General features: G+C 72.9%; 17 protein-coding genes and 1 pseudogene. 6 read left to right on the plus strand and 12 right to left on the minus strand.

Annotated elements, in window-relative coordinates:
* Window positions 1-9 precede the first annotated feature (9 nt).
* From ACFPIJ_RS02170 to dhaM, 3 genes are read right to left on the minus strand one after another with little or no spacing between them, the layout of a single operon-like run.
* Entirely contained in the window at window positions 10-1,242 is a 1,233-nt protein-coding gene (locus tag ACFPIJ_RS02170) for an MFS transporter (RefSeq protein ID WP_380112844.1), read from the minus strand.
* A 40-nt stretch (window positions 1,243-1,282) separates the two neighbouring features.
* Window positions 1,283-1,543 carry an HPr family phosphocarrier protein gene (locus tag ACFPIJ_RS02175; protein WP_380112845.1) on the minus strand — a complete coding sequence of 87 codons (261 nt, stop codon included), beginning with the start codon at window positions 1,541-1,543 and terminating at the stop codon, window positions 1,283-1,285.
* Window positions 1,527-1,910, minus strand: a complete 384-nt coding sequence (gene dhaM, locus ACFPIJ_RS02180; RefSeq protein WP_203846145.1) for a dihydroxyacetone kinase phosphoryl donor subunit DhaM — start codon at window positions 1,908-1,910, stop codon at window positions 1,527-1,529. Before dhaM ends, ACFPIJ_RS02175 begins: the two co-directional genes overlap by 17 nt.
* Window positions 1,911-1,962: 52 nt before the next feature.
* Between dhaM and dhaK the strand changes: the two genes are divergently transcribed.
* Window positions 1,963-2,952: a dihydroxyacetone kinase subunit DhaK gene (dhaK, locus tag ACFPIJ_RS02185; protein WP_380112846.1), complete on the plus strand. Its 990-nt coding sequence runs from the start codon at window positions 1,963-1,965 to the stop codon at window positions 2,950-2,952.
* A 1-nt stretch (window position 2,953) separates the two neighbouring features.
* Window positions 2,954-3,568, plus strand: coding sequence for a dihydroxyacetone kinase subunit DhaL (gene dhaL, locus ACFPIJ_RS02190; RefSeq protein WP_380112847.1), 615 nt, complete (start codon window positions 2,954-2,956; stop codon window positions 3,566-3,568).
* Here dhaL and ACFPIJ_RS02195 read toward each other — a convergent pair.
* From ACFPIJ_RS02195 to ACFPIJ_RS02210, 4 genes are all read right to left on the minus strand, one after another.
* Window positions 3,565-4,707, minus strand: a complete 1,143-nt coding sequence (locus ACFPIJ_RS02195) for an acyl-CoA dehydrogenase family protein (protein WP_380112848.1) — start codon at window positions 4,705-4,707, stop codon at window positions 3,565-3,567. The genes dhaL and ACFPIJ_RS02195 overlap by 4 nt on opposite strands.
* 72 nt (window positions 4,708-4,779) lie before the next feature.
* Window positions 4,780-5,514 carry a hypothetical protein gene (locus tag ACFPIJ_RS02200; protein ID WP_380112849.1) on the minus strand — a complete coding sequence of 245 codons (735 nt, stop codon included), beginning with the start codon at window positions 5,512-5,514 and terminating at the stop codon, window positions 4,780-4,782.
* A gap of 296 nt (window positions 5,515-5,810) precedes the next feature.
* Window positions 5,811-6,599: a hypothetical protein gene (locus ACFPIJ_RS02205; RefSeq protein WP_380112851.1), complete on the minus strand. Its 789-nt coding sequence runs from the start codon at window positions 6,597-6,599 to the stop codon at window positions 5,811-5,813.
* 199 nt (window positions 6,600-6,798) lie between these two features.
* Window positions 6,799-8,121, minus strand: coding sequence for an aminotransferase class I/II-fold pyridoxal phosphate-dependent enzyme (locus ACFPIJ_RS02210; protein ID WP_380112852.1), 1,323 nt, complete (start codon window positions 8,119-8,121; stop codon window positions 6,799-6,801).
* Between the two features lie 77 nt (window positions 8,122-8,198).
* Between ACFPIJ_RS02210 and ACFPIJ_RS02215 the strand changes: the two genes are divergently transcribed.
* Together ACFPIJ_RS02215 and leuE are read left to right on the plus strand one after the other, a co-directional pair.
* A complete protein-coding gene (locus tag ACFPIJ_RS02215; protein ID WP_380113064.1) occupies window positions 8,199-9,389 on the plus strand; it encodes a bifunctional pyridoxamine 5'-phosphate oxidase family protein/GNAT family N-acetyltransferase in 1,191 nt (396 codons plus the stop codon).
* A complete protein-coding gene (gene leuE, locus ACFPIJ_RS02220; RefSeq protein ID WP_380112853.1) occupies window positions 9,389-10,027 on the plus strand; it encodes a leucine efflux protein LeuE in 639 nt (212 codons plus the stop codon). The genes ACFPIJ_RS02215 and leuE overlap by 1 nt, the downstream gene beginning before the upstream one ends.
* 81 nt (window positions 10,028-10,108) lie before the next feature.
* Here leuE and ACFPIJ_RS02225 read toward each other — a convergent pair whose 3' ends face one another.
* Window positions 10,109-10,543, minus strand: coding sequence for a hypothetical protein (locus ACFPIJ_RS02225; RefSeq protein WP_380112854.1), 435 nt, complete (start codon window positions 10,541-10,543; stop codon window positions 10,109-10,111).
* A 129-nt stretch (window positions 10,544-10,672) separates the two neighbouring features.
* Here ACFPIJ_RS02225 and ACFPIJ_RS02230 point away from each other — a divergent pair.
* Together ACFPIJ_RS02230 and ACFPIJ_RS02235 are read left to right on the plus strand one after the other, a co-directional pair.
* Window positions 10,673-15,412 (plus strand): annotated as a pseudogene (locus ACFPIJ_RS02230) (Lhr family helicase); the annotation flags it as partial.
* Window positions 15,413-16,030: 618 nt separating this feature from the next.
* Window positions 16,031-16,528 (plus strand): globin domain-containing protein, encoded by a 498-nt coding sequence (locus tag ACFPIJ_RS02235; protein WP_380112856.1) that lies wholly within the window; start codon window positions 16,031-16,033, stop codon window positions 16,526-16,528.
* Between the two features lie 800 nt (window positions 16,529-17,328).
* On the opposite strand, the gene ACFPIJ_RS02240 is transcribed toward ACFPIJ_RS02235, so the two are convergent.
* From ACFPIJ_RS02240 to ACFPIJ_RS02255, 4 genes are all read right to left on the minus strand, one after another.
* Window positions 17,329-18,018: a GNAT family N-acetyltransferase gene (locus tag ACFPIJ_RS02240; protein WP_380112857.1), complete on the minus strand. Its 690-nt coding sequence runs from the start codon at window positions 18,016-18,018 to the stop codon at window positions 17,329-17,331.
* 2 nt (window positions 18,019-18,020) lie between these two features.
* A complete protein-coding gene (locus ACFPIJ_RS02245) occupies window positions 18,021-19,217 on the minus strand; it encodes a glycoside hydrolase family 5 protein (RefSeq protein WP_380112859.1) in 1,197 nt (398 codons plus the stop codon).
* 53 nt (window positions 19,218-19,270) lie between these two features.
* Window positions 19,271-20,113, minus strand: a complete 843-nt coding sequence (locus tag ACFPIJ_RS02250; RefSeq protein WP_380112861.1) for an SAM-dependent methyltransferase — start codon at window positions 20,111-20,113, stop codon at window positions 19,271-19,273.
* Window positions 20,114-20,213: 100 nt separating this feature from the next.
* A complete protein-coding gene (locus ACFPIJ_RS02255) occupies window positions 20,214-20,984 on the minus strand; it encodes an SAM hydrolase/SAM-dependent halogenase family protein (protein WP_380113065.1) in 771 nt (256 codons plus the stop codon).
* Window positions 20,985-20,996 lie beyond the last annotated feature (12 nt).

The following is a 20,996-nucleotide window of genomic DNA, read 5'->3' on the forward strand; positions in this document are numbered from 1 at the left end:
CGGCCAAGACTAAGACCTCCGCAACGCCAGAGCAGCCAGCGGCACCACGGCGATGCCCGCCAGCACCGACAACGTGGCATAGCCGAACAGGTCGACCACCACCCCCGCCAGCGCGCCCGCGGTGGCCGCCGAGACGCCCATGATGACGTCGGACAGGCCCTGCACGCCGGCGCGCTCCCCGACGGGCACGGACTCCGACAGCAGTGTGGAGCCGGCCACCATCGTGCCGCCCCAACCCACGCCGAGCAGGCCCAATGCGACCGAGAGCTGGACCGTGCGGTCGCCGGCGGTGGCGCTCAGCGCGCATGCGAGGGCCAGCAGCACGACACCCGAGAGGATGACGGGCCGGCGGCCGAACCGGTCGGTGGCCCAGCCGATGACCGGGGACAGCGCGTACATGCCGGTGATGTGGACGCTGATCACCAGTCCGACGATGCGCAGCAGGTCGCCGTGCTCGTGCACGTAGCCGCCGATGTGCACGGGCGTCATCGACATCACACCGACCATCACCACGTGCCCGACCGCGACGGCGGAGACCCCCAGCCGCGCGCCGACGCTGGCCCGGATGGCGGCGAACGCCGACCGCCACGACGATGATTTTTCCGGTAGATCGGAAACATCCGCCAAAGACCGTGCCGTCAGCAGCGGATCCGGCCGGAGCAGCACGAACAACGCCACCGCCCCCAGCCCGAACGCCAGCGCGCTGAACAGGTACGGCCCCGCGTACTCCGGCGCACCCCACGGCATCGTCACCCGATCGGTGAACGGCGCCAGGTTCGGGCCCACCACCGCGCCCAGTGTCGTCGCCCACACCACGAGCGACAGGTGCCGCGCCCGGCGGTCACGGTCGGCGAGGTCGACCGCCGCGTACCGGGACTGCAGGTTGGCCGCGCTCGCCCCGCCGAACAGGAACGTGCCCAGGAACAGCAGCGGCACCCATTGCAGCCAGACCGCGGTGACGACCAGCAACGAGCCGGTCACCCCGGCGGCGTACGCGAATACCAGCCCCGGCCGCCGCCCACCGGTCCGCATCAGTCGCGTGGCCGGGATCGCGATCAGGGCCGCCCCGATGACCGCGGCACTGCCGGACAGGCCGGCGGCCGTCGGCCCGGCCATCTCCGCGGCCAGCAGCGCGCCGATCGACACCCCGCTCGCCACCCCCAAACCGCCGATGACCTGCGTGGAGACGAGCAGGCCGAGGGTGCGCCGCTGGAGCGCGGCAGCTGGAGGGGTGTCGATCACCCGGCCATCCTCGCGTACGCACCAAGATGCGCACCACTCCTTACTCGTAGGTCGAGAGCAGCGCCACTACGGCACGGACCGCGGCGTCGGCGTCGTCGCCCATGGCCGACACCCGCACCGACGCGCCTGCGCGGGCATTGAGCCCCATCACCCCGAGCACGCTGCGGGCGCTGACCCGCCTGCCGTCGAAAAGGATGTCCACGGTGCTGGTGAAGCCTGCCGCCGCCCGCACCAGCGCACCGGCCGGGCGGGCGTGCAGGTCCGCCGGCAGGACGACCGTCGCCTCAGAGCTTGCGGACATCGCGAGCCTCCGTCGCCGCCCGCGTGCACTCGGCCAGGTCGGCACCGGCGCCGGCCAGAACCGCCGCGGCGACCGCCCCCTCGACGAACGGCGCGTCGACCAGGACGGCCGTGTTGGCGACCCGGTCCTCGAGCACGGTCTGCGCGGTGAGGACGGCGCTGCCCAGGTCGGTCAGGACCAGGACCCCGCCGCCCCGGTCGGCCCGGTCGATCGCGACCAGGATCCGGTCGTAGCTGGTGCCGAGTCCCCCGTCGTCGGTGCCGCCGGCCGCCTCGATCGGCACCTCCTCCCCCGCCACCTGCACGAGCATGTCCCGCAGGCCGTGCGCCAGCCGTTCGCTGTGTGAAACGAGGACGATTCCCACCATGTGTGCCACGCGGGCAATGCTATGCACCGTCGGTACCCCCAAAATGGCAGGCATGAAGAAGTTCATCAACGATCCGGACGACGTGGTCCGGGAAGCCCTGGCAGGGATGGCCGCCGCGCATCCCGAGCTGCGGGTCGACCTCGACGAGCAGATCATCGTGCGGGCGGACGCGCCGCGCCGCGGCAAGGTGGGCCTCGTCTCCGGCGGCGGCTCCGGGCACGAGCCGCTGCACGGCGGGTTCGTCGGGCTCGGCATGCTCGACGCGGCCTGCCCCGGCGAGATCTTCACCTCCCCCGTCCCGGACCAGATCCTGGCCGCCACCAGGGCCGTCGACGGCGGCGCGGGCGTTGTGCACATCGTGAAGAACTACACCGGCGACGTCATGAACTTCGAGCTCGCCGCCGAGGACGCCGAGACCACGGTGGAGAGCGTTCTCGTCGACGACGACGTCGCGGTCGACGGCTCCACCTGGACCGCCGGCCGCCGCGGCACCGGCGCGACCCTGCTGGTCGAGAAGATCGCCGGCGCGCTCGCCGAGGAGGGTGCCCCGCTCGCCGCGGTCGCCGCCGTCGCCCGGGACGTCAACGAGCGCTCGGCGTCCTTCGCGATCGCCCTGACCTCCGGCACGACCCCGGCCGCCGGCAAGCCCGGCTTCGACCTGCCCGAGGACGAGATCGAGGTCGGCGTCGGCATCCACGGCGAGCCCGGCCGCGCCCGCGAGAAGCTGCGACCGGCCCGCGACCTCGCCGCCCGCATCGTGGAGCCCATCCTGGCGGCCAAGCCTCTCGAGCCTGGAAGTCAGGTGATCGTGCTGGTCAACGGTCTGGGCGGCACCCCGCTGCTGGAGTTGTACGTGATGTTCAACGACATCAGCCGCCTGCTTGCCGACGCCGGGGTGCGGGTGGTCCGGAGCCTCGTCGGCAACTACGTCACCAGTCTCGACATGGCCGGGATCTCGCTGACCGTGTGCCGGGTCGACGACGAGCTGCTGCGGCTCTGGGACGCCCCGGTCCGCACCCCTGGCCTGCGGTGGGGTGCCTGACGTGGACGCCGACCTGGCCCGCGCGTGGGTTGCCGCCGTCGCCACCTCGGTCACCGAGCACGCCGCCGAGCTGACCGACCTCGACGCCGCCATCGGCGACGGCGACCACGGCGTCAACCTGCGCCGCGGGTTCGACGCGGTGGTCGTCGCCCTGGCCGGGTTCGAGGCCGACACGGCCGGGGCGGTCCTCACCAAGACCGGCACGACCCTCGTGTCGAAGGTCGGCGGCGCCTCCGGCCCCCTGTACGGCAGCCTGTTCCGCGCCCTCGGCAAGTCCCTGCCGGGCGAGGTGGACGCCGTTGCCTTCGGCGACGGGCTGCGGGCGGGCCTGGACGCGATCGTGCGGCTCGGCAAGGCCGCGCCCGGGGACAAGACCATGGTCGACGCGCTCACCCCGGCGGTCGACGCCTTCGCCGCCGCGGCCCCGGCCGGGTTCGCGGCGGCCGCTCGTGCCGCATCCGCCGCGGCCGCGGAGGGGGCGACCGCGACGACACCGCTGCAGGCGCGCAAGGGCCGGGCGTCCTACCTGGGCGAACGCAGCGCCGGTCACCAGGACCCGGGCGCCACGTCCACCGCGCTGGTCTTCGCCGCGCTCGCCGCCGTCGCCGACGCCTAGACCCCGAGGCTACGGCCGATGATCTCCTTCATGATCTCGGTCGTGCCGCCGTAGATGGTCTGGACGCGGCTGTTCAGCCAGGCCTTCGCGACCGGGTACTCCATCATGAAGCCGTAGCCGCCGTGCAGCTGGACGCAGCGGTCCGCCACCTTGTTCTGCAGCTCCGTGGTCCACCACTTCGCCTTGGCCGCGTCGGCGACGGAGAGCCGCCCCGCGTTCTGCTCGGCGATGCACTGGTTCAGGAACGTCCGGGCGATCGTCACCTCGGTGTCGAGCTCGGCGAGCACGAACCGGTTGTGCTGGAACGACCCGATCGGCTTGCCGAACGCCTGCCGCGTCTTGGCGTAGTCGAGGGTGATCGCCAGGACGTGCTCGGCGGACGCGACGGCAGCCACCGCGATGCCGAGCCGCTCCCGCGGGAGGTTCGCCATCAGGTGGTAGAAGCCGGCGTTCTCCTGGCCGAGCAGGTGGTCGGCGGGGATGCGGCAGTCGTCGAAGAACAGCTCGGCGGTGTCGTTGGCCTTGAGCCCGACCTTCTCCAGCCGCCGTCCCCGGGTGAAGCCCGGCGTGCCGGTCTCGACTACGAACAGGCTGATGCCATGGGCACCGAGCGAGGCGTCGGTCTTCGCCACGACGATGACGAGGTCGGCGAGCTCACCGTTGGTGATGAACGTCTTCTGCCCGTTGAGGACCCACTCGTCGCCGTCGCGCACGGCGGAGGTGCGCACCCCGGCGAGGTCGCTGCCGGCGCCCGGCTCGCTCATCGCGATGGCGGTCACGATGTCCCCGGAGCAGAACCCGGGTAGCCAGCGCTTCTGCTGCTCCTCGGTGGCCAGCTCGGTGAGGTACGGCGCGACCACGTCGTTGTGCAGCCCGAACCCGAGACCGGACGCACCCGCGGCGACGATCTCCTCGACGAGGACCGCGTTGAAGCGGAAGTCTTTCTGCCCGCCGCCGCCGTGCTCCTCGTCGACGTCCATGCCGAGCAGCCCGGCCGCGCCCGCCTTGCGCCAGATCTCCCGGTCGACGATGCCTGCTTTGTCCCACTCGTCGTTGTGCGGCACCGCCTCGCGGGCCAGGAACGCCTTGCACAGTTCCCGGAAGGCTTCGTGCTCGGCTTCGTACAGGTGCTGTTCCATGACGTGCAGTGTTCTCCGTGAGACACGGTCTCGCCTAGGCCGAACCGACCACGACCGGGCCCGCGACCCGGATCAGAGGCCGAGCATGCCGTAGAGGTGGTCGGGTAACGGCTCGGCGCCGGTGGGGGCGGTGACGCTGAGCGTGCCGCCGAAGTCGGAATACGTGGCGGTGACCGGGTTGTCGGGGATCTCGACCTTCATCGACACGAGCCGGCCCTGGTCGTCGACGGTCGCCTCGAACGGGATCCTTCTGGCGACCTCGCCGAGCTGGATCACCTGCGGGATGTTGACCGGTCCCCACGTCGTCACGCGGGTCATGTCGACGGTGCCGGTGTAGCCGCGGTTCTCCCGGCGCACGTCGTGGGTGGCGGCGACCAGCGCCTGCACGCCCGTCGGATCCTTGATGGCGCTGAGCCCGAGCGACCCGGGCCGCGTGACCCGGGCGGGGTCCACCCGATACCAGGTCTTGCCGTCGAACCCGGGCATCGGCAGCCCGGTCAGCCGGGTATACGCGGTGCCCCGCACGCCGAGCGTGTCGATCTTCAGCGAGGCCCCGTCGGACGAGACGCTGACCGTGGCGTCGAGCAGGTCCGCGACGGGGTCGATGCCGCCGGTGTAGCTGCCCTCCTTGGCCACCACCTTGAACCTGTATCCGCCGTTGATCAACGCCTGCAGGCTCTTCGTCAGCTCGCTCTGCGACGGTGCCACCGACGGCCCGGTGGTCGGCCGCGGCGGCTCGCTCTTGCCGAACGAGCAGCCGGCGAGCGCGGCCGTCGTGAGCAGCGCCGAGACCAGCGCCGCCAGCACGGCCGGGGCTGCACGCCGCGGGCGGGCCGGCCCGGACCGTCGGCGCGCGGGTCCTGACCGCAGGTGCGCGAGTCCTGACCGCAGGTGCGCGAGTCCTGACCGGACGGGCGCGCGGCGCGGGCGGTCGGGCGTGTAGCTCGAGCCTCCGGGTGCGTGGCCTGGGCGGCCGGGCGCGTGGCCCGAGCCTCCGGGCGCGTGGCCCGGGCGGCCGGGCGCGTGGCCCGGGCGGCCGGGCGCATGGCCTGGCTGGATCGGGGTCAGCAGCATCGGGGTCCGCCGTCGTCGCAGCATCGGGGTCAGCCGTTGAGCAGGCCGTAGACGGCGGCGGGCGCGGCCATGACGTCGGCGGCCTTCGGCGCGGCGACGGCGACCGGTTGGCCGTGGCCGGTGTAGTCAACCGTCAGCGCCTGCTCGGCGACCGTGCCGTAGGCCGGGACCGTGATCTTCAACGAGACCAGGTGCTGACCGTCGAGGGTGGCCGTGAACGGTGCGGCCTTGGCCTTGTCACCGAGCGCCTGCAGCACGGCGGCGTCGTCGATGCCGAGGTCACCGCCGCCGGTGAGGTCATAGGTGCCGGTGATCGTGGTCGGGCCGCTCTGCGTGGCGGTGCCGACGCGGGCGACGAAGCCCTGGCTGACGGTGGGGTCCTTCGCCTCGATCAGCCCGATGATCGCGTCCTTCTTGATCTTCGAGCGATCCAGCTTGTACCACTTCTTGGCGTTGATGCCGGTCGTCGGGATGCTGGTCTTGAAGTAGTAGTCGGCGCCGAGCGCGATGCCCTCGATCGTGTACTTGACCCCGCCCGCAGCGACCCCGTCGACCTTCACCTGCTGCTTGCCGGCAGGGTCGATCGAGCCGGTGAACGTGCCCTCGGGGATCTTCATCACATAGCCGTAGGTGCTCGAGTTGAGGTCCTTGACGGCCGCGGTGAGCACGTCCTTGGCGGACGGCCCGGTCGACGAGGCGCCGGCACTCTTCGAGCTGCCACTGGTGGCCTTGTCGTCGTCGCCCCCACAGGCGGTGGTCAGTGCCAGTGCCAACGCCGCGACGGCGATGCCGATCGTCCTGAACGTGCTGGTGCGCATGTCATTCCCCTCCCTGATGACGCGCCCCGGAGCGAGCTGGAGCCGACCCGGTCCTTCCTACTCGCTGTTCAACAGCGGGTGGACGATTTCGGGTGCGTCGATGACCGCCTGACCGTTTCCGCTGCAGGTCCCATGCCGACGGACACTATCGGCAGGGTCCGACAGTTTGTCGGCGCAGGGGGTACCCGAAGCCACAACGTCACACCTGTCGCCTGGACGGATCGGTGAGCCTGCGCACCACCGCCTCGGCGACCCGTCCGGCGTCGCGTGGGTCGAGCGCGGCCGTGGTGATCCGGATCGCAGGCGGCGTGAGCAGGCGATACATGGAGCCGGGCGTCACGGCGAAGCCGTCCTCGCGCAGCCCCGCGACCATCGACGTCTCGTCGGGCACCGGCAGCCACACATTGATCCCGCTCACACCATGGGCCGGCAGATCCCCGAGCGCGGTGCGCAGCGCCTCCCGGCGGGTCGCGTAGACGTCCCGGGCACGGTCGACCGCCGCTGTGGCCTCCGGGTCCTGCCACAACGCCACGACCAGGCGCTGCAGGACGGTGGAGACCCATCCGACACCCAGCCGCATGCGCCCTTCGATCCGCGCCACGGTCACGTCGTCGCCGACGATCGCCGCGACGCGCAGGTCCGGCCCGTACGGCTTCGACAGCGACCGCACATACGCCCATGAGCCGGTCACGCCGACCAGCGGATGCACCCGCTCGTGCGCCAGCTCGGCGGCGTGGTCGTCCTCGAGCACCAGCAGCTGCCGGTGCGCGCCGAGCTGGCCCCGTAACGCCGCGGCCCGCCGGCCGGTGATCACCGCGCCGGTGGGATTCTGCGCGCGGGAGGTCACAACCAGGCCGGCGACGCCCGCCTGGAGCGCCGCGCGCAGACCTTCCTCCGTGGGCCCCTCGTCGTCCACCGGCACCGGCACCGGGGTGAAGCCGAGCGCCGCGACCAGGTCCAGCAGGTTGGCCCAGCCCGGGTCCTCGACCGCGACCTTGTCGCCCGGCCGCAGGTGGGCGACGAGCGCTCGCTCGAGCCCGTCGAGCGCACCGCCGGCCACGGTGAGGCGCCCCGACGGGATGCCGTCGGCGGCGAACCGCTCGCCGGCCAGTTCCAGCAGCTCGGGCAGCGGGCCACCGCCGGCATAGCCGACCGGCGGCATGCTGGCGGCGAGCCGGATCAGGTGCGGCGCGTAGTGCGGCAGCAGGTCGTGGTCGGGGCCGCCGCTGGCCAGGTCGAGGGCGCCGGCGGGCACGGCGAGGGTGTGCCGCGTCCGCCTGGCCACGGGCGGCCGGGGCCGGACCCTGGTGCCGCCGCGACCGGCGGTCTCGACCAGCCCCCGCTCGCGGAGCACCCGATACGCTGCCGCGACGGTCGCCGGGCTGACGCCCAGGTCGACGGCGAGCGCCCGGACCGAGGGCAGCGGGGCACCCGGGTCGAGCTCGCCGCTGCGGATGCCGCTCTCGACGCTGGCCGAAATCTGGGCTGCGGTGCCCCCGGTCGGCTGATACTGTACTGCCACAGTTACGAGATTGTACTAGAACAAACGAGGTCGCGGTGGAAACCTATCTGAAGACGGCGCGGACGACACCCAACCGGATGGGCGAGCGCGCGTCGTACGACGCCGGCCTGGTGCACTCCGTCCTCGACGAGGCCTACGTCTGCCACCTCGGGTTCGTGGTCGACGGCGAGCCCCGCGTGCTGCCGACCCTGCACGCGCGCGTCGGCGACGTCGTCTACCTGCACGGCTCGACCGGAAACCGCGCGCTGCTCGCGGCCCGCGACGGCGGCCTGCCCATCTGCGTGACCGTGACGCTGCTCGACGGCCTGGTGCTGGCCCGCTCGCAGTTCCACCACAGCGCCAACTACCGCTCGGTCGTGGCGCACGGCACCGCCCGGCTGGTCACCGACCCGCAGGAGCGCGACCTGGCGTTCGCGGCACTCGTCGACAAGATCGTCCCGGGCCGCGCCGCGGACAGCCGTCCACCCAACCCCAAGGAGTTCGCCCAGACCGCCCTGCTGGCACTGCCGCTGCGAGAGGTGTCCGCCAAGGTCCGCACGGGTGATCCGTCCGACGACGCGCAGGACATGCAGTTGCCGCACTGGGCGGGTGTGGTGCCGCTCACGCTCGTCGCCGGCACACCCCGATCGGCACCGGACACGCTCGTGCCGGTCCCGGAGTATCTGCGGCCTGCCGCGACCGGCTGGCGCGGCGCACCGACGCTGCGGGGGCGGCACGTGGTGATCGAGCCGCTCGACCACGCGGACGCGCCGGGCCTGTTCGCCGCGCTCGACGACGCCGAGGTCTGGACCCATCTCACCGTGGCCCGTCCCGGCTCGGTCGAGGAGATGGCCACGATCATCGCCACGGCGATCAAGGACGAGACGCGGACACCCTTCGTGCAGCGGGACCCGGCGACGAACGAGATCCTCGGCAGCACCTCGTTCTACGCGATCGACGAGGGCCGCCGCTCGATCGCGATCGGGCACACGATGCTCGGCCGGCCGCACTGGCGCACCGCGATCAACACGGAGTCGAAGCTGCTGCTGATGGCGCACGCGTTCGACACGCTCGGCGCGAACCGGGTGGAGTGGCACACCGACATCCGCAACGAGCGCTCACAGCGGGCCATCGCCCGGCTCGGCGCCGAGCGGGAGGGCGTCCTGCGCGCGCACCGGCAGCGCCCCGACGGCAGCTGGCGGGACACGGTCTGCTTCGCGATGCTCGCCGGCGAATGGTCGGCGGCGCGGGAGCGGCTGACCTCGGCGCTGGAAGCGGGGGTCCGCTGATGCTCGGCGTGACCAACCCGTGGACCTATGTGCTCGGCACCGCCGCCATCGTGCTGCTGCCCGGGCCCAACTCGCTGTATGTGCTGTCCGTCGCCGCCCGCCGCGGAGTTCGGGACGGATATCGGGGCGCGGCCGGGGTCTGGCTCGGCGACGCGCTGCTCATGACGCTGTCGGCCGGTGGCGTCGCCTCGCTGTTGCACACCTATCCGTGGCTGTTCGTGCTGGTCAAATACGCGGGGGCCGGTTACCTGGCCTATCTCGGCGTCCGTCTGGTGGTCGACACGGTGCGACGGCTACGTGCACCAGCCTCGACGCCGCAGCCCGAGCCGCCCGCGGACCGGCCGTTCCGGCGCGCACTGGTGATCAGTCTGCTCAACCCGAAGGCGATCCTGTTCTTCGTGTCCTTCTTCATCCAGTTCGTGGACCCGGACTACGCGTATCCGGCGGTGAGCTTCCTGCTGCTCGGGATCGTCGCCGAGGTACTGAGCGCGATCTACCTGACCGTGCTGATCTTCGCCGGGCGTTACCTCGCGGAGCAGTTCCGCTCGCGCCGCAAGCTGGCCGCCGGGCTGAGCACCACGGTCGGCGGGCTGTTCCTGGCGTTCAGCGTCAAGCTGGCAACGGCCAGCCTGTCGTAGTGCCGTTCCTGCCGCGCAACGCATGGAGGGTCCCCCACTGGTTCATGGGGGACCCTCTTCGCTGCCCGGCCAGGCAAGTTCTCAGTGCTCCACGATCAGGTCCGCCCGACCCAGGTCGCGGAGCAGGTCGTTGACCACCCGGTCGTCGTCACCCTGGCGGCGGCGTTCGACGGGTGCGCGGCCTCCGGTGAGCAGGGCCAGCCGGGCGCCACCCGGGCGGGCCGGACCGTCGCCGGTGGCGCCGGTGGCGCCGGTGGCGCCCCGGTAGACGAAGTAGTGCACGGCGGCCCGCACCCGGGCCCGGTCGACCGCGCTCGATCTGGCGGTGTCGGCGATCAGCTGCCGGAGGGCGGCGGCCATCCGCTCGGCGTGCCCGACGTCGGTGGCGCCGGGACCGTTCCGCGGGGCGGTGCCGCGGCCGGTCCGCAGGGCAGTGAGATAGGCGTCCAGTTGACGCAGCAGCACTTCCGATTCCTGGCGGATCGCCCGCTGGGCGATCGTGCGCTGTGCTGCCACCGGCTGCTCCTGTGATTGGGGATTGGCACACCTTAGCCAAACTCCCCCTTTCGTACAAATCGGACTAATCCTGTCGGCGGGGTCAGCCGGTCTCGGGAAAGTGTCGTACCCCGGGGGCAGGATGGAGGCATGGATGAGCTGGGTCGGTTCGGGGCGGCGACGCGGGAGTGGTTCGGTGCGGCGTTCGCGGCGCCGACCGCGGCGCAGGCCGGCGCCTGGCGGGCGATCAGCGCCGGCCGGCACGCCCTCGTGGTCGCGCCGACCGGCTCCGGCAAGACCCTGGCGGCGTTCCTCTGGTCGCTCGACCAGCTCGCCGCCCGGCCCGACGTGGAGGCCGCGAAGCGCTGCCGGGTGCTCTATGTCAGCCCACTGAAGGCCCTGGCGGTCGACGTCGAGCGCAATCTCCGGGCACCGCTCGCCGGCATCCGGCAGGCCGCCGCCCGGCTCGGGCAGGTGCCGCCCGACATCAGGGTCGCCATGCGCACCGGCGACACCCCGGCCGACGAGCGGCGGGCCTTCACCAAGACCCCGCCCGACATCCTGATCACCACGCCCGAGTCCTTGTTCCTGCTGCTCACCTCGCAGGCCAGGGAGTCCCTGCGCAGCGTCGAGACGGTGATCGTCGACGAGGTCCACGCGGTCTGCGCGACCAAGCGCGGCGCGCACCTCGCGCTCTCCCTGGAGCGGCTCGACGCCCTGCTGGAGCGGCCGGCGCAGCGGGTCGGGCTGTCCGCGACCGTCCGCCCGATCGACGAGACCGCCAGGTTCCTCGGCGGGGCCGCGCCCGTCGAGGTCGTGCAGCCGCCCAGCGCCAAGACCATCGAGGTCGAGGTCCAGGTGCCCGTCGAGGACATGACGGCCCTCGGCGAGGCCGACCCGACGCAGGACGACGACGGCGCACCGCGGCAGGCCTCCATCTGGCCCGCCGTGGAGGAGCGCGTGCTCGACCTGATCGAGGGCCACCGCTCCACCATCGTGTTCACCAACTCGCGGCGCGGCGCCGAGCGGCTCTGCGCCAGGATCAACGAGCTGTCCGCAGCCCGCGCCGGCATCCCCACGCCCACCGCGCCACGGACGCCGGCCGAGATGATGGCGCAGGCCGGGACCGCCAACGGCGCGGCGCCGGTCGTGGCCCGCGCGCACCACGGCAGCGTCTCCCGCGAGGAGCGCAAGCACATCGAGGAGGCCCTCAAGTCCGGCCAGCTGCCGGCCGTCGTCGCCACCTCCAGCCTGGAGCTGGGCATCGACATGGGCTCCGTCGACCTCGTCGTGCAGATCGAGGCGCCCCCGAGCGTCGCCGCCGGCCTGCAGCGGGTCGGACGCGCCGGGCACCAGGTCGGTGCCGTCTCCCGGGGGGTGGTGTTCCCGAAGCACCGCGGCGACCTCGTCTCGTGCGCCGTCGTCGCCGAGCGGATGGTCGAGGGCGGCATCGAGGAGCTGCGCTACCCGCGCAACCCGCTCGACGTCCTCGCCCAGCAGATCATCGCCATGGTCGCGATGGAGCCGTGGCACATCGACGAGTTGGCGGCGCTGGTGCGGCGCACCGCGGTCTTCGCCGACCTGCCCGAGTCGGCGCTGTTCGCGGTGCTGGACATGCTCGCCGGCCGGTATCCGTCGACCGCGTTCGCCGAGCTGCGGCCCCGCGTCGTGTGGGACCGCACCGACGGGGTGCTCACCGCCCGCCCCGGCGCCCAGCGCCTCGCCGTCACCAGTGGCGGCACCATCCCGGACCGTGGCCTGTTCGGCGTGTTCCTGGCCGGCGCCGAGAAGGCCGCCCGCGTCGGCGAGCTCGACGAGGAGATGGTCTACGAGTCACGGGTCGGCGACGTGTTCCTGCTCGGCTCCACCTCGTGGCGCATCGAGGACATCACCCCCGACCGCGTGCTGGTCTCCCCCGCCCCGGGCGCCGCCGCGAAGATGCCGTTCTGGAAGGGCGACTCGCCCGGCCGGCCGGTCGAGCTGGGCCGCGCGATCGGCGCCCGGCTGCGCGGTTTCGTGAAGTCCGGCGACGAGGTCGCCCGCACGCAGCTGCGCAGCGGCGGCCTCGACGAGTGGGCCGCCGACAACCTCCTGGCCTATCTGCGTGAGCAGCGCGAGGCGACCCGGCACCTCCCCGACGACCGCACCGTGCTGGTCGAGCGGTTCCGCGACGAGCTGGGCGACTGGCGGATGACCGTCCACTGTGTCCTCGGCGCCCGGGTCAACGCGCCGTGGGCACTTGCGATCGCCCGTCGGCTCAACGAGCGCTATGGCGTCGACGCCCAGGTCATGCCCAGCGACGACGGCATCGTGGTCCGCCTGCCCGACATCGCCGACGACCCGCCCGGCGCGGACCTCGTCGCGTTCGACCCCGACGAGATCGCCGGCATCGTCGAGGAGACCGTCGGCACGTCGGCCATGTTCGCCGCGCGGTTCCGCGAGTGTGCGGCCCGCGCCCTGCTGCTGCCGCGCCGCGACCCGCGCCGCCGCCAGCCGCTGTGGCAGCAGCGGCAGCGCTCCGCCCAGCTGCTCGACGTCGCCCGCGACTACGCCGACTTCCCGATCACCCTCGAGGCCGCCCGCGAGTGCCTGCAGGACGTGTTCGACGTCGCCGGGCTCGTCGGCGTCATGCGCGACATCGCCGGCCGCAAGCTCCGCCTCGTCGAGGTCGAGACCCCGCGGCCGTCGCCGTTCGCCCGGTCGCTGCTGTTCGGCTATGTCGGTGCCTTCCTGTATGAGGGCGACTCGCCCCTCGCGGAGCGCCGGGCCGCCGCCCTCGCCCTCGACCCGACGCTGCTCGCCGAGCTGCTCGGCCGGGTCGAGCTGCGCGAGCTGCTGGACCCCGAGGTCGTCACCGAGACCGAGCGGACCCTGCAGTGGCTCGGCGACCAGCGCACCCCACGCGACGCCGAGGACGTCGCCGAGATGCTCCGCGTCCTGGGCGACCTCTCCGACGCCGAGCTCACCGCCCGTGGCGCCGACCCCGCCTGGGCCGTCGAGCTCGCCGCCCAGCGCCGCGCGATCCAGGTCCGCGTCGCCGGCGAGCCCCGCTGGGTCGCGGTCGAGGACGCCGCCCGCTTCCGCGACGCCCTCGGCGTGGCCCTGCCCGTCGGGCTGCCCACCGCCTATCTCGAGCCGGTCGCGGATCCGCTCGGCGACCTCGTCACCCGCTACGGTCGCACGCACGCCCCGTTCAGCGCGGCGACCAGCGCGGCCCGCTTCGGCCTCGGCGTCTTCGTCCTCGAGCAGGCCCTGCGCCGCCTGCCGTCGATGGTCTCCGGCGAGTTCACCCCCGGCGGGGCCGGGACCGAGTGGTGCGACGCGGAGATCCTGCGGCTTCTGCGCCGCCGGTCCCTCGCGGCGCTGCGCCGCGAGATCGAGCCGGTGCCTCCCCGGGCCCTGGCCAGGTTCCTGCCGCAGTGGCACCAGATCGGCTCGTCCCGGGCCCGTGGCATCGACGCCGTCGCTGCCGCCGTGGAGCAGCTGCAGGGCATCCCCATGCCGGCGTCCGCCCTGGAGCGGCTGATCCTGCCGGCCCGCGTCGCCGACTACACCCCCGCCTATCTCGACGAGCTCTGCGCATCCGGCGACCTGCTCTGGTCCGGCGGCGGCGCCATCGGCGAGCACGACGGCTGGATCAGCCTCGCCTTCGCCGACACTGCCCCGCTGCTCCTGCCACCCCCAGCCGACGTGGGCGGCCCGGTCCATGCCGCGATCCTCACCGCGCTCGCCGGCGGGCAGGCACTGTTCCTGCGCACCCTGGCGGAGCGCGTCAACGACATCCTTGCCTCCGCTCCGCCCCCCGCCGGGGACCAGACCGCGCTGGACGCGCCGGCACCCGAGCTGCCGTCCGGCCGGGACACCGGCGGGTCCGGGTCCACCCGGAGGCGAGGGGGCGGCACCCGCACCGTCCGTGGGCAGGCAGCTGCCGAGGGCGGTGCCGCTGTGGGTGCCGTGGCCGGTTCGAACGGCGACGGCTCGGACATTGACACCGCAAGCACAGATGCCCCAGGCGCAGATGCCGCGCGCACAGATGCCGCGGGCACAGGCGGCGCGGGCACAGGCGGCACGGGCACAGGCGGCACGGGCACCGGCGGCACGGGCGTCGATGCCGCAGGTGGCGCGGGTCGGGGCGGCGCGCGCGGGGACGGGGTTCGGCGTCTTGGGGGGCTGCCGGGTGCGGCGGGGCGGGTGGAGGCGGGCGAGGTCGTGCCGCCGCCCATTCCGCTCGCCAGGTTGCGCAGGGGCAAGGCGGCGCCGGTTGAGGGCTCGATCAGCGGCACCCTGCGAGGGGTCGAGGCGTCGTTGCACGCCGGTGCGTCGGCCGGCGGGCGACCGGTCTTCGTGAGCGAGGCGGAGCTCCTCGACGCCGTGTGGGACCTGGTCTGGGCCGGGCTCTTGTCGAACGACACACTCGGGCCGCTGCGGGCGAAGCTCGGCGGCGGTGGCGCACACCGGGCGAAGCCGGCCGCCCCTCGGTCGCGGTATCGGCGCGCCGGGGTCGCGGCGGCACGGGCGTCGCTCGCGGTGGCCCGGTCCGGGCCGCCGACCGGAGCGGGCCGGTGGCATCGGCTGCCCGACCGGGACCTCGACCCGACCCGCCGGGCGACCGCCAACGCCGAGTTGCTCCTGGACCGGCACGGGATCGTCACGCGCGGGGCGGTGATGGCCGAGGATCTGCCGGGGGCGTTCGCCGGGGTGTATCCGGTGCTCGCCGCGATGGAGGAGCGCGGGGCCGCTCGGCGCGGATACTTCGTCGAAGGGCTGGGCGCCGCACAGTTCGCGTTGCCGGGTGCGGTCGACCGGCTGCGGGGCGGCACCGACACCCGCGACGCGCTGGTGCTCGCGGCCACCGACCCCGCCAACCCCTACGGCGCGGCGCTGCCCTGGCCCGACAGGATCGTCGACGCCGGCGACGGCGAGCGTTCCGGGCACCGGCCGGGCCGCAAGGCGGGCGCACTCGTCGTCACGGTCGGCGGTGACCTCGTCATCTACGTGGAGCGCGGCGGCCGGACCCTGCTGTCCTACGTCGAGGACACTGACCTGCTCGCACTCGCCGCGAAGGCGCTCGCCGACGCGGTCCACGCCGGCGCCCTCGGCGCGATGTCGGTCGAGCGCGCCGACGGCGAGTCCATCCACGCCTCGGCGCTCGGCGACGCACTGTCCGCCGCCGGTTTCCGGACCACACCGAAGGGACTCCGCTTGCGGAACTGAACCACACCACCCGCGGCGCCGCGCCGCTCCACCCGGAGCGCCGCGTCAGGTTCCACCAACGCGAAGCAGGCATCAAGCTGTACTGGAGGAGCTCGGCCACGCTCCACCTGACGGGCCGGACCAGGCTCTGTTAGATGGACACGGTTCGGCTGGTACAGGCGCTCCGGCCCGGAAGGTGCATCAAGCTTCCCCGGTGGAGCCGGGGCACGCTCCCGCTGCGGAGCTGCGGTACGACCCCGCAGCGGAGTCGCGGTACGGCAACGATCCACAAGGACACGGGAAGGAGGCGGCACGGTGACCGGGTCGACGGGTGAGGGACGGATGTCGGTGTTCGAGTACGCCGGTGGCGCGCCGGCCTTCCAGGCGCTGGCAGCGGCGCTGCATGAGCGGTGCCTCGCCGATCCGGTGCTCAACCATCCGTTCTCGCACGAGGGGCAGCATCCTGAGCATGTGCAGCGGCTCGGGACGTACCTGGCCGAGGTGTTCGGGGGTCCGCCGGCGTACACGCAGACGTGCGGCAGCCACTTCGGGATGCTCGACCTGCACGCCCGGATGGGCGCCGACGACGACCTCGGCGAGCGGTTCGTGCGTTGCTTCGTGCTCGCCTGCGACGACGCCGGCCTGCCCGCCGAACCGGCGTTCCGGAAGGCGTTACGCGACTACATGACGTGGGCCGCGGGCGACGTCATGCAGTACTCACCGCAGGACTCCCAGGTGCCCGCCGACGTCCGGATGCCGCACTGGACCTGGGAGGGGCCCGCTGACAACGCCCGACCCACGGGGCTCCGGTAGCACCGTCTCGGCTGGCACCGTAACCCCGGCGGGCCGAAGCTGTCGGCGGCGCACGGCCCTGGCGTGGACGCCGGCATCGTTGACCGGGTCGACGGCGGCGTGCCGGCCGACGAGGCCCATCGCGGCGCGGACCCGGTCGGGGTCCCGTGGTCGGTGAGACCAATCGCGGCGAGCGCAGCTCCACCAACCGGGAGCAGGGCGGCGCGGGCGGCAGCGGCGATCCGCGAGAACCCGAGGGATGTGCGGGTGTCAGGGAGCCTGTTGCGGATTGACGTCGCGGTCGGTCGGTGCGCGATGGGGGCTGTCCGGTGTTTCCCGCCGTCCGAGCTGATCCAGCCCGGTGTTCCCGCCGTCCGAGCTGATCCAGCACCGTCGAGGGCATCATTCGGTGCTCCAACACCGATCACGCCCACAGGACGAAAACATCAATCCGCGGACCGGAGGATACCGGCGTCGAAACGGCGATCTCCCGTCCTTGCTCATGATCGAGGGAGCGCGGTGGTCGTCCACGCGACCACCCGACGCCTTCGACCAAGCGAACAAGATCGTCAGACCTTGGTCCGGGCCCCGCCAGCGCGCTGATTCGGGTGATTTGTTCAAAGTTTTGAAGGCGGCGACGACCGGGAGCCCCGGACCACCACCAACCCACCGGCGACGTCAACCTGCAACAGGCTCCAGGACCCCCGCGATCCTTCGGGTTGCCGCGAGCAGCGCGACGTGCACCTCGCACCGTGACTCAGCGACCCCGCACACCCGCAGGTGATGCCGGGTCAGCGCCGGCGCGCGGCGGCGGCTGGGAATTATGCGGGCCGTGTTCCGGTGAGGTGTTCGAGCTGGATGATCGCGTCACCGTCGTGGAGATGGGCGACGCGGCCGGTCGGCGTGTACCCGGCGGCGGCGTAGAGCCGCTGGGCACGGCTGTTGGACTGCCGGGTCCACAGCGTCGTGCGGGTCCAGCCGAGGGCGGCGACCGCTCGGAGGAGCTGCTGGCCGTAGCCGTTCGACCAGTGGGAGGGATGCACGAACACCATCGACACGTGCCCGTAGCCGGGGACCGGTTCACCGGCGCCGTCGTCGGCGCGGCCCTGCTCGACCAGTGCCATGCCGACCACCACCTCGGGCCCGACAACTTCGCGCCCGGGACCGTCCGACACCGCGGCAAGGTCGACGGAGGCAAGGTCGACGGAGGCAACGGCGGCGGGAGCAACGGCGGAGGCAACGACGGCTGGGTCATCCACGCCGGGAGCAACGGCCGTGGACGCAACCGTCACAGGGGCAGCCGCAGCAAGGGCAACCGCAGCAGGGGCAGCCACGGCGGAGGCGACGGGCAGGGTGGCTACCAGGACGGTTGCGTCGGAAGCGGTCAGCTTCTCGCGGATGCGGGCCAGGCGGGACGCAGTCGGGGGCAGGCCACGGGCGGTGTTCGCCGCGTGCCAGACCTCCACGGCGGCAGGCAGGTCGCCGGGCAGCGCGGTGCGCACGTCGCTCATCGTCACCATTGAAGCACCTGGCGGTTCATCGGGGTCAGTTGCTGGCAGAGGGTGGGGCGGGGCCAGGTGACGTCGCGCAGTTCGTCGGTGTACGTGCGCCAGTAGTGGCCGCTGCCGTCGTAGTCGAAGTAGGCGTGCGACTCGTATGCGACGCGGTGCAGTGGATCCCGGATCCAGGCTCGCGGGTGCATGAGGCCCCAGGACGGTGGGCCCATCGGGATGTAGCCGCTGACGAGCAGTGCGCGGCGGTCGCCGGTGGCGCGGATCGCGTCGACGGACTGCTGGGCGGCGCGTTCCCAGAGCAGTGCGCCGGCCCGGCCGTCGGCGGCGAGGCGGGTCGGTTCGTTGAGCAGGCCGAGGCCGATGACGGCGGGGTTGTCGGCCTCGACGGCCATGCGGCGCCAGAAGTCGGCCAGTGCGGTGGTGGGGAGGCCGGGGCCGCCGAGGCGCAGCAGGGTCTGCTGGTGGGGGCCGCCGCCGAGGGCGAAGTCGCCGTACCCGTGCAGGTCCAGCACGACGAGGAGGCCGGCGGCCTCGGCGTGGTCGAGGGCGGCGCGGACCCGGGCGACCTCGGTGACGGAGAGGGGGCCGAAGGGGGTCGGCTGGAGGCGTTCCCAGTTGACCGCGAGGCGGACCAGCCGGACGCCGCGGCCGGCGAGGAACTCGTAGCTCTGCGGGGTCTCGTACGTGTAGTCGTGGCCGTACCGGCCGGGGTTGGCGCTGCCGAAGCCGCCGTTCACCTCGGACGTGGCGAAGGAGCCGGCGGCGAGGTTGACGCCGCGGAGGTAGCCGGCGGCGGTGCCGTGGCGTTCGACGACGCGTGCCTGCGGGCCGGGGACGTCGACGTCCATGCCGTGTGCGACGGGGCGGTAGACGGCCATCGGGTAGTTGGCCGGCCAGGTGCCGGCCGCCCAGGCCGTGACGGGCAGACCGATCACGTCGGCGGCCGAGTACCAGGCCTCGGCGACCCCGGTCCACTGCTGCGCGTCGCGGTCGGCGGGCCAGCCGATCTCGCCGATGAAGCCGGTCGCGCCGTTGCGGCGCAGCCACGCCGAGAAGTTGGCCAGGCCCGCGACGGCCCTGGCCTGGACCAGGTCCGTCGTGCACACCGTCTGTTCGGGACGAGGCCAGGTCACCGGTACGACCAGCGCCGTCACGAGCAGCAGCACCATCGCCAGCGCCGGAGCTTTGCGCACCACCGCGTGGCACTGCCCGGGTGGGCGCCGGTCATGCGCCCGGCGCCGCGGTCCGGTCAGACCTTCTTGGCGACGCCTCCGTAGACGGAGACCTGCGTGTCGGTGACGTCGGGTGACACGTGCTCGTCGGGGCGCCACTTCGTGACGAGGGGCAGGCCGGGCTCGACGAGCTCCAGGCCGGTGAAGAACCGGGCGATGTCGTCGTGCGGGCGGACCTGCATCGTCACGCCCTGGCGGGCGTAGATCGCGGCGACGTGCTCCCAGGCGACCGGGTCGAAGTCGCCGGTCAGGTGGGACAGCGCCAGGTAGCTGCCGGCCGGCAGGGCGTCGAGCAGCTCCTGGACGATCGCGTAGGGCTCGTCGGCGTCACCCACGAAGTGCAGGATCGCGATCAGCAGCAGGGCCACCGGCTGGTCGAAGTCGATGACGTCGCGCAGCTGCGGCGAGTCGAGGATGCGGCGCACGTCGCGCAGGTCGGCGTCGATGTACTCGGTGCGGCCCTCGGGCTTGCTGGTGAGCAGTGCGCGGGCGTGGGCCAGGACGATCGGGTCGTTGTCGACGTAGACAATCCGGGAGTCGGCGGCGATCGCCTGGGCAACCTCGTGCACGTTGGGTGACGTCGGGATGCCGGTGCCGATGTCGAGGAACTGGCGGATGCCGACCTCGCCGGCCAGATACTCCACGGCGCGGCGGAGGAAGGCCCGGTTCTCCCGAGGGGGAATGCGGCTGTTGGGGTTGGCGCGCAGGCCGGCCTCGGCGGCGCCCCGGTCGGCGGGGAAATTGTCCTTGCCGCCCAGCAGGAAGTCATAGACCCGGGCCGGATGCGGACGATCCGTCTGCAGGTCGACCGGCTCGCGGGTCTCCTCCGGCTTGGGCTTCATCCAGTCGGCGCCTGACATGTCCACACTCCGCCACTTGTGATCCGCTTGGGCGTCCCCGGCCCGCTCGGATCATATGCCCGATCATCACCGTCGGTCACTATCGAAAACCGTGCGCACGTCAAGGAAAGCGGACAGTTACCTGATCTCCGGCCCGAGCGTCGAGCAACGCGGCGGCGCTGCCGCCGTTGACCGCGACGGCGAGGTAACCCGCGGAGTCGGCGAAGACCACGAGCTCGCCGGGCGCGGCATCGCCGAACGTGCCACCGGCGACGGCGGGCCTGCCGTCGACGGTCACCCCGGACAACGGCAGCTGCACGGCCGAGGCGACCACCGCGAGCTGCACGTTGCCGAACCGGTCGACGGTGAGCACCTCGGCCGTCACGCCGTCCGGAAGGGTACGTGCGAGCGGCGGCGCCAGTCGTACCAAATCCGTGGTTGCACTTCCTAGGGATGCGAAGTCAGCGCCTTCGGCGAGGCGGGCGGCCACCGGGGCGAAGACGTCGCGGCCATGGAACGTGCGCGACACGTCGGGGGCCGACCGCAGGTGCACGGCACTGCGGACGCCGCCGAGGGCCTCCGCGGCCGGGATCAGCAGCCCGTTGTCGGGGCCGACCAGGAAACCGCCGTCGGCCGCCTCGATCGCGATCGGCCGGCGCGCGGTGCCGACGCCCGGGTCGACGACGGCGAGGTGCACGCCGCGCGGCAGCGACGGGACGGTCTGCGCGAGCACGTGCGCGCCGCGGGTGATGTCGCCCGGCGGCACGAGGTGCGTCACGTCGATCACCCGCGCGTCGGGGGCCAGGCGGGCGATCACGCCGTGGCAGGCGGCGACGAACCCGTCCTCGAGCCCGTAGTCGGTGGTGAAGGAGATCCAGCTGCGGCCCATCAGGATAGTGTCGGC

This window comes from Dactylosporangium cerinum, from assembly GCF_042653625.1.
In the GTDB taxonomy this organism is placed as follows: Bacteria; Actinomycetota; Actinomycetes; order Mycobacteriales; family Micromonosporaceae; genus Dactylosporangium; species Dactylosporangium cerinum.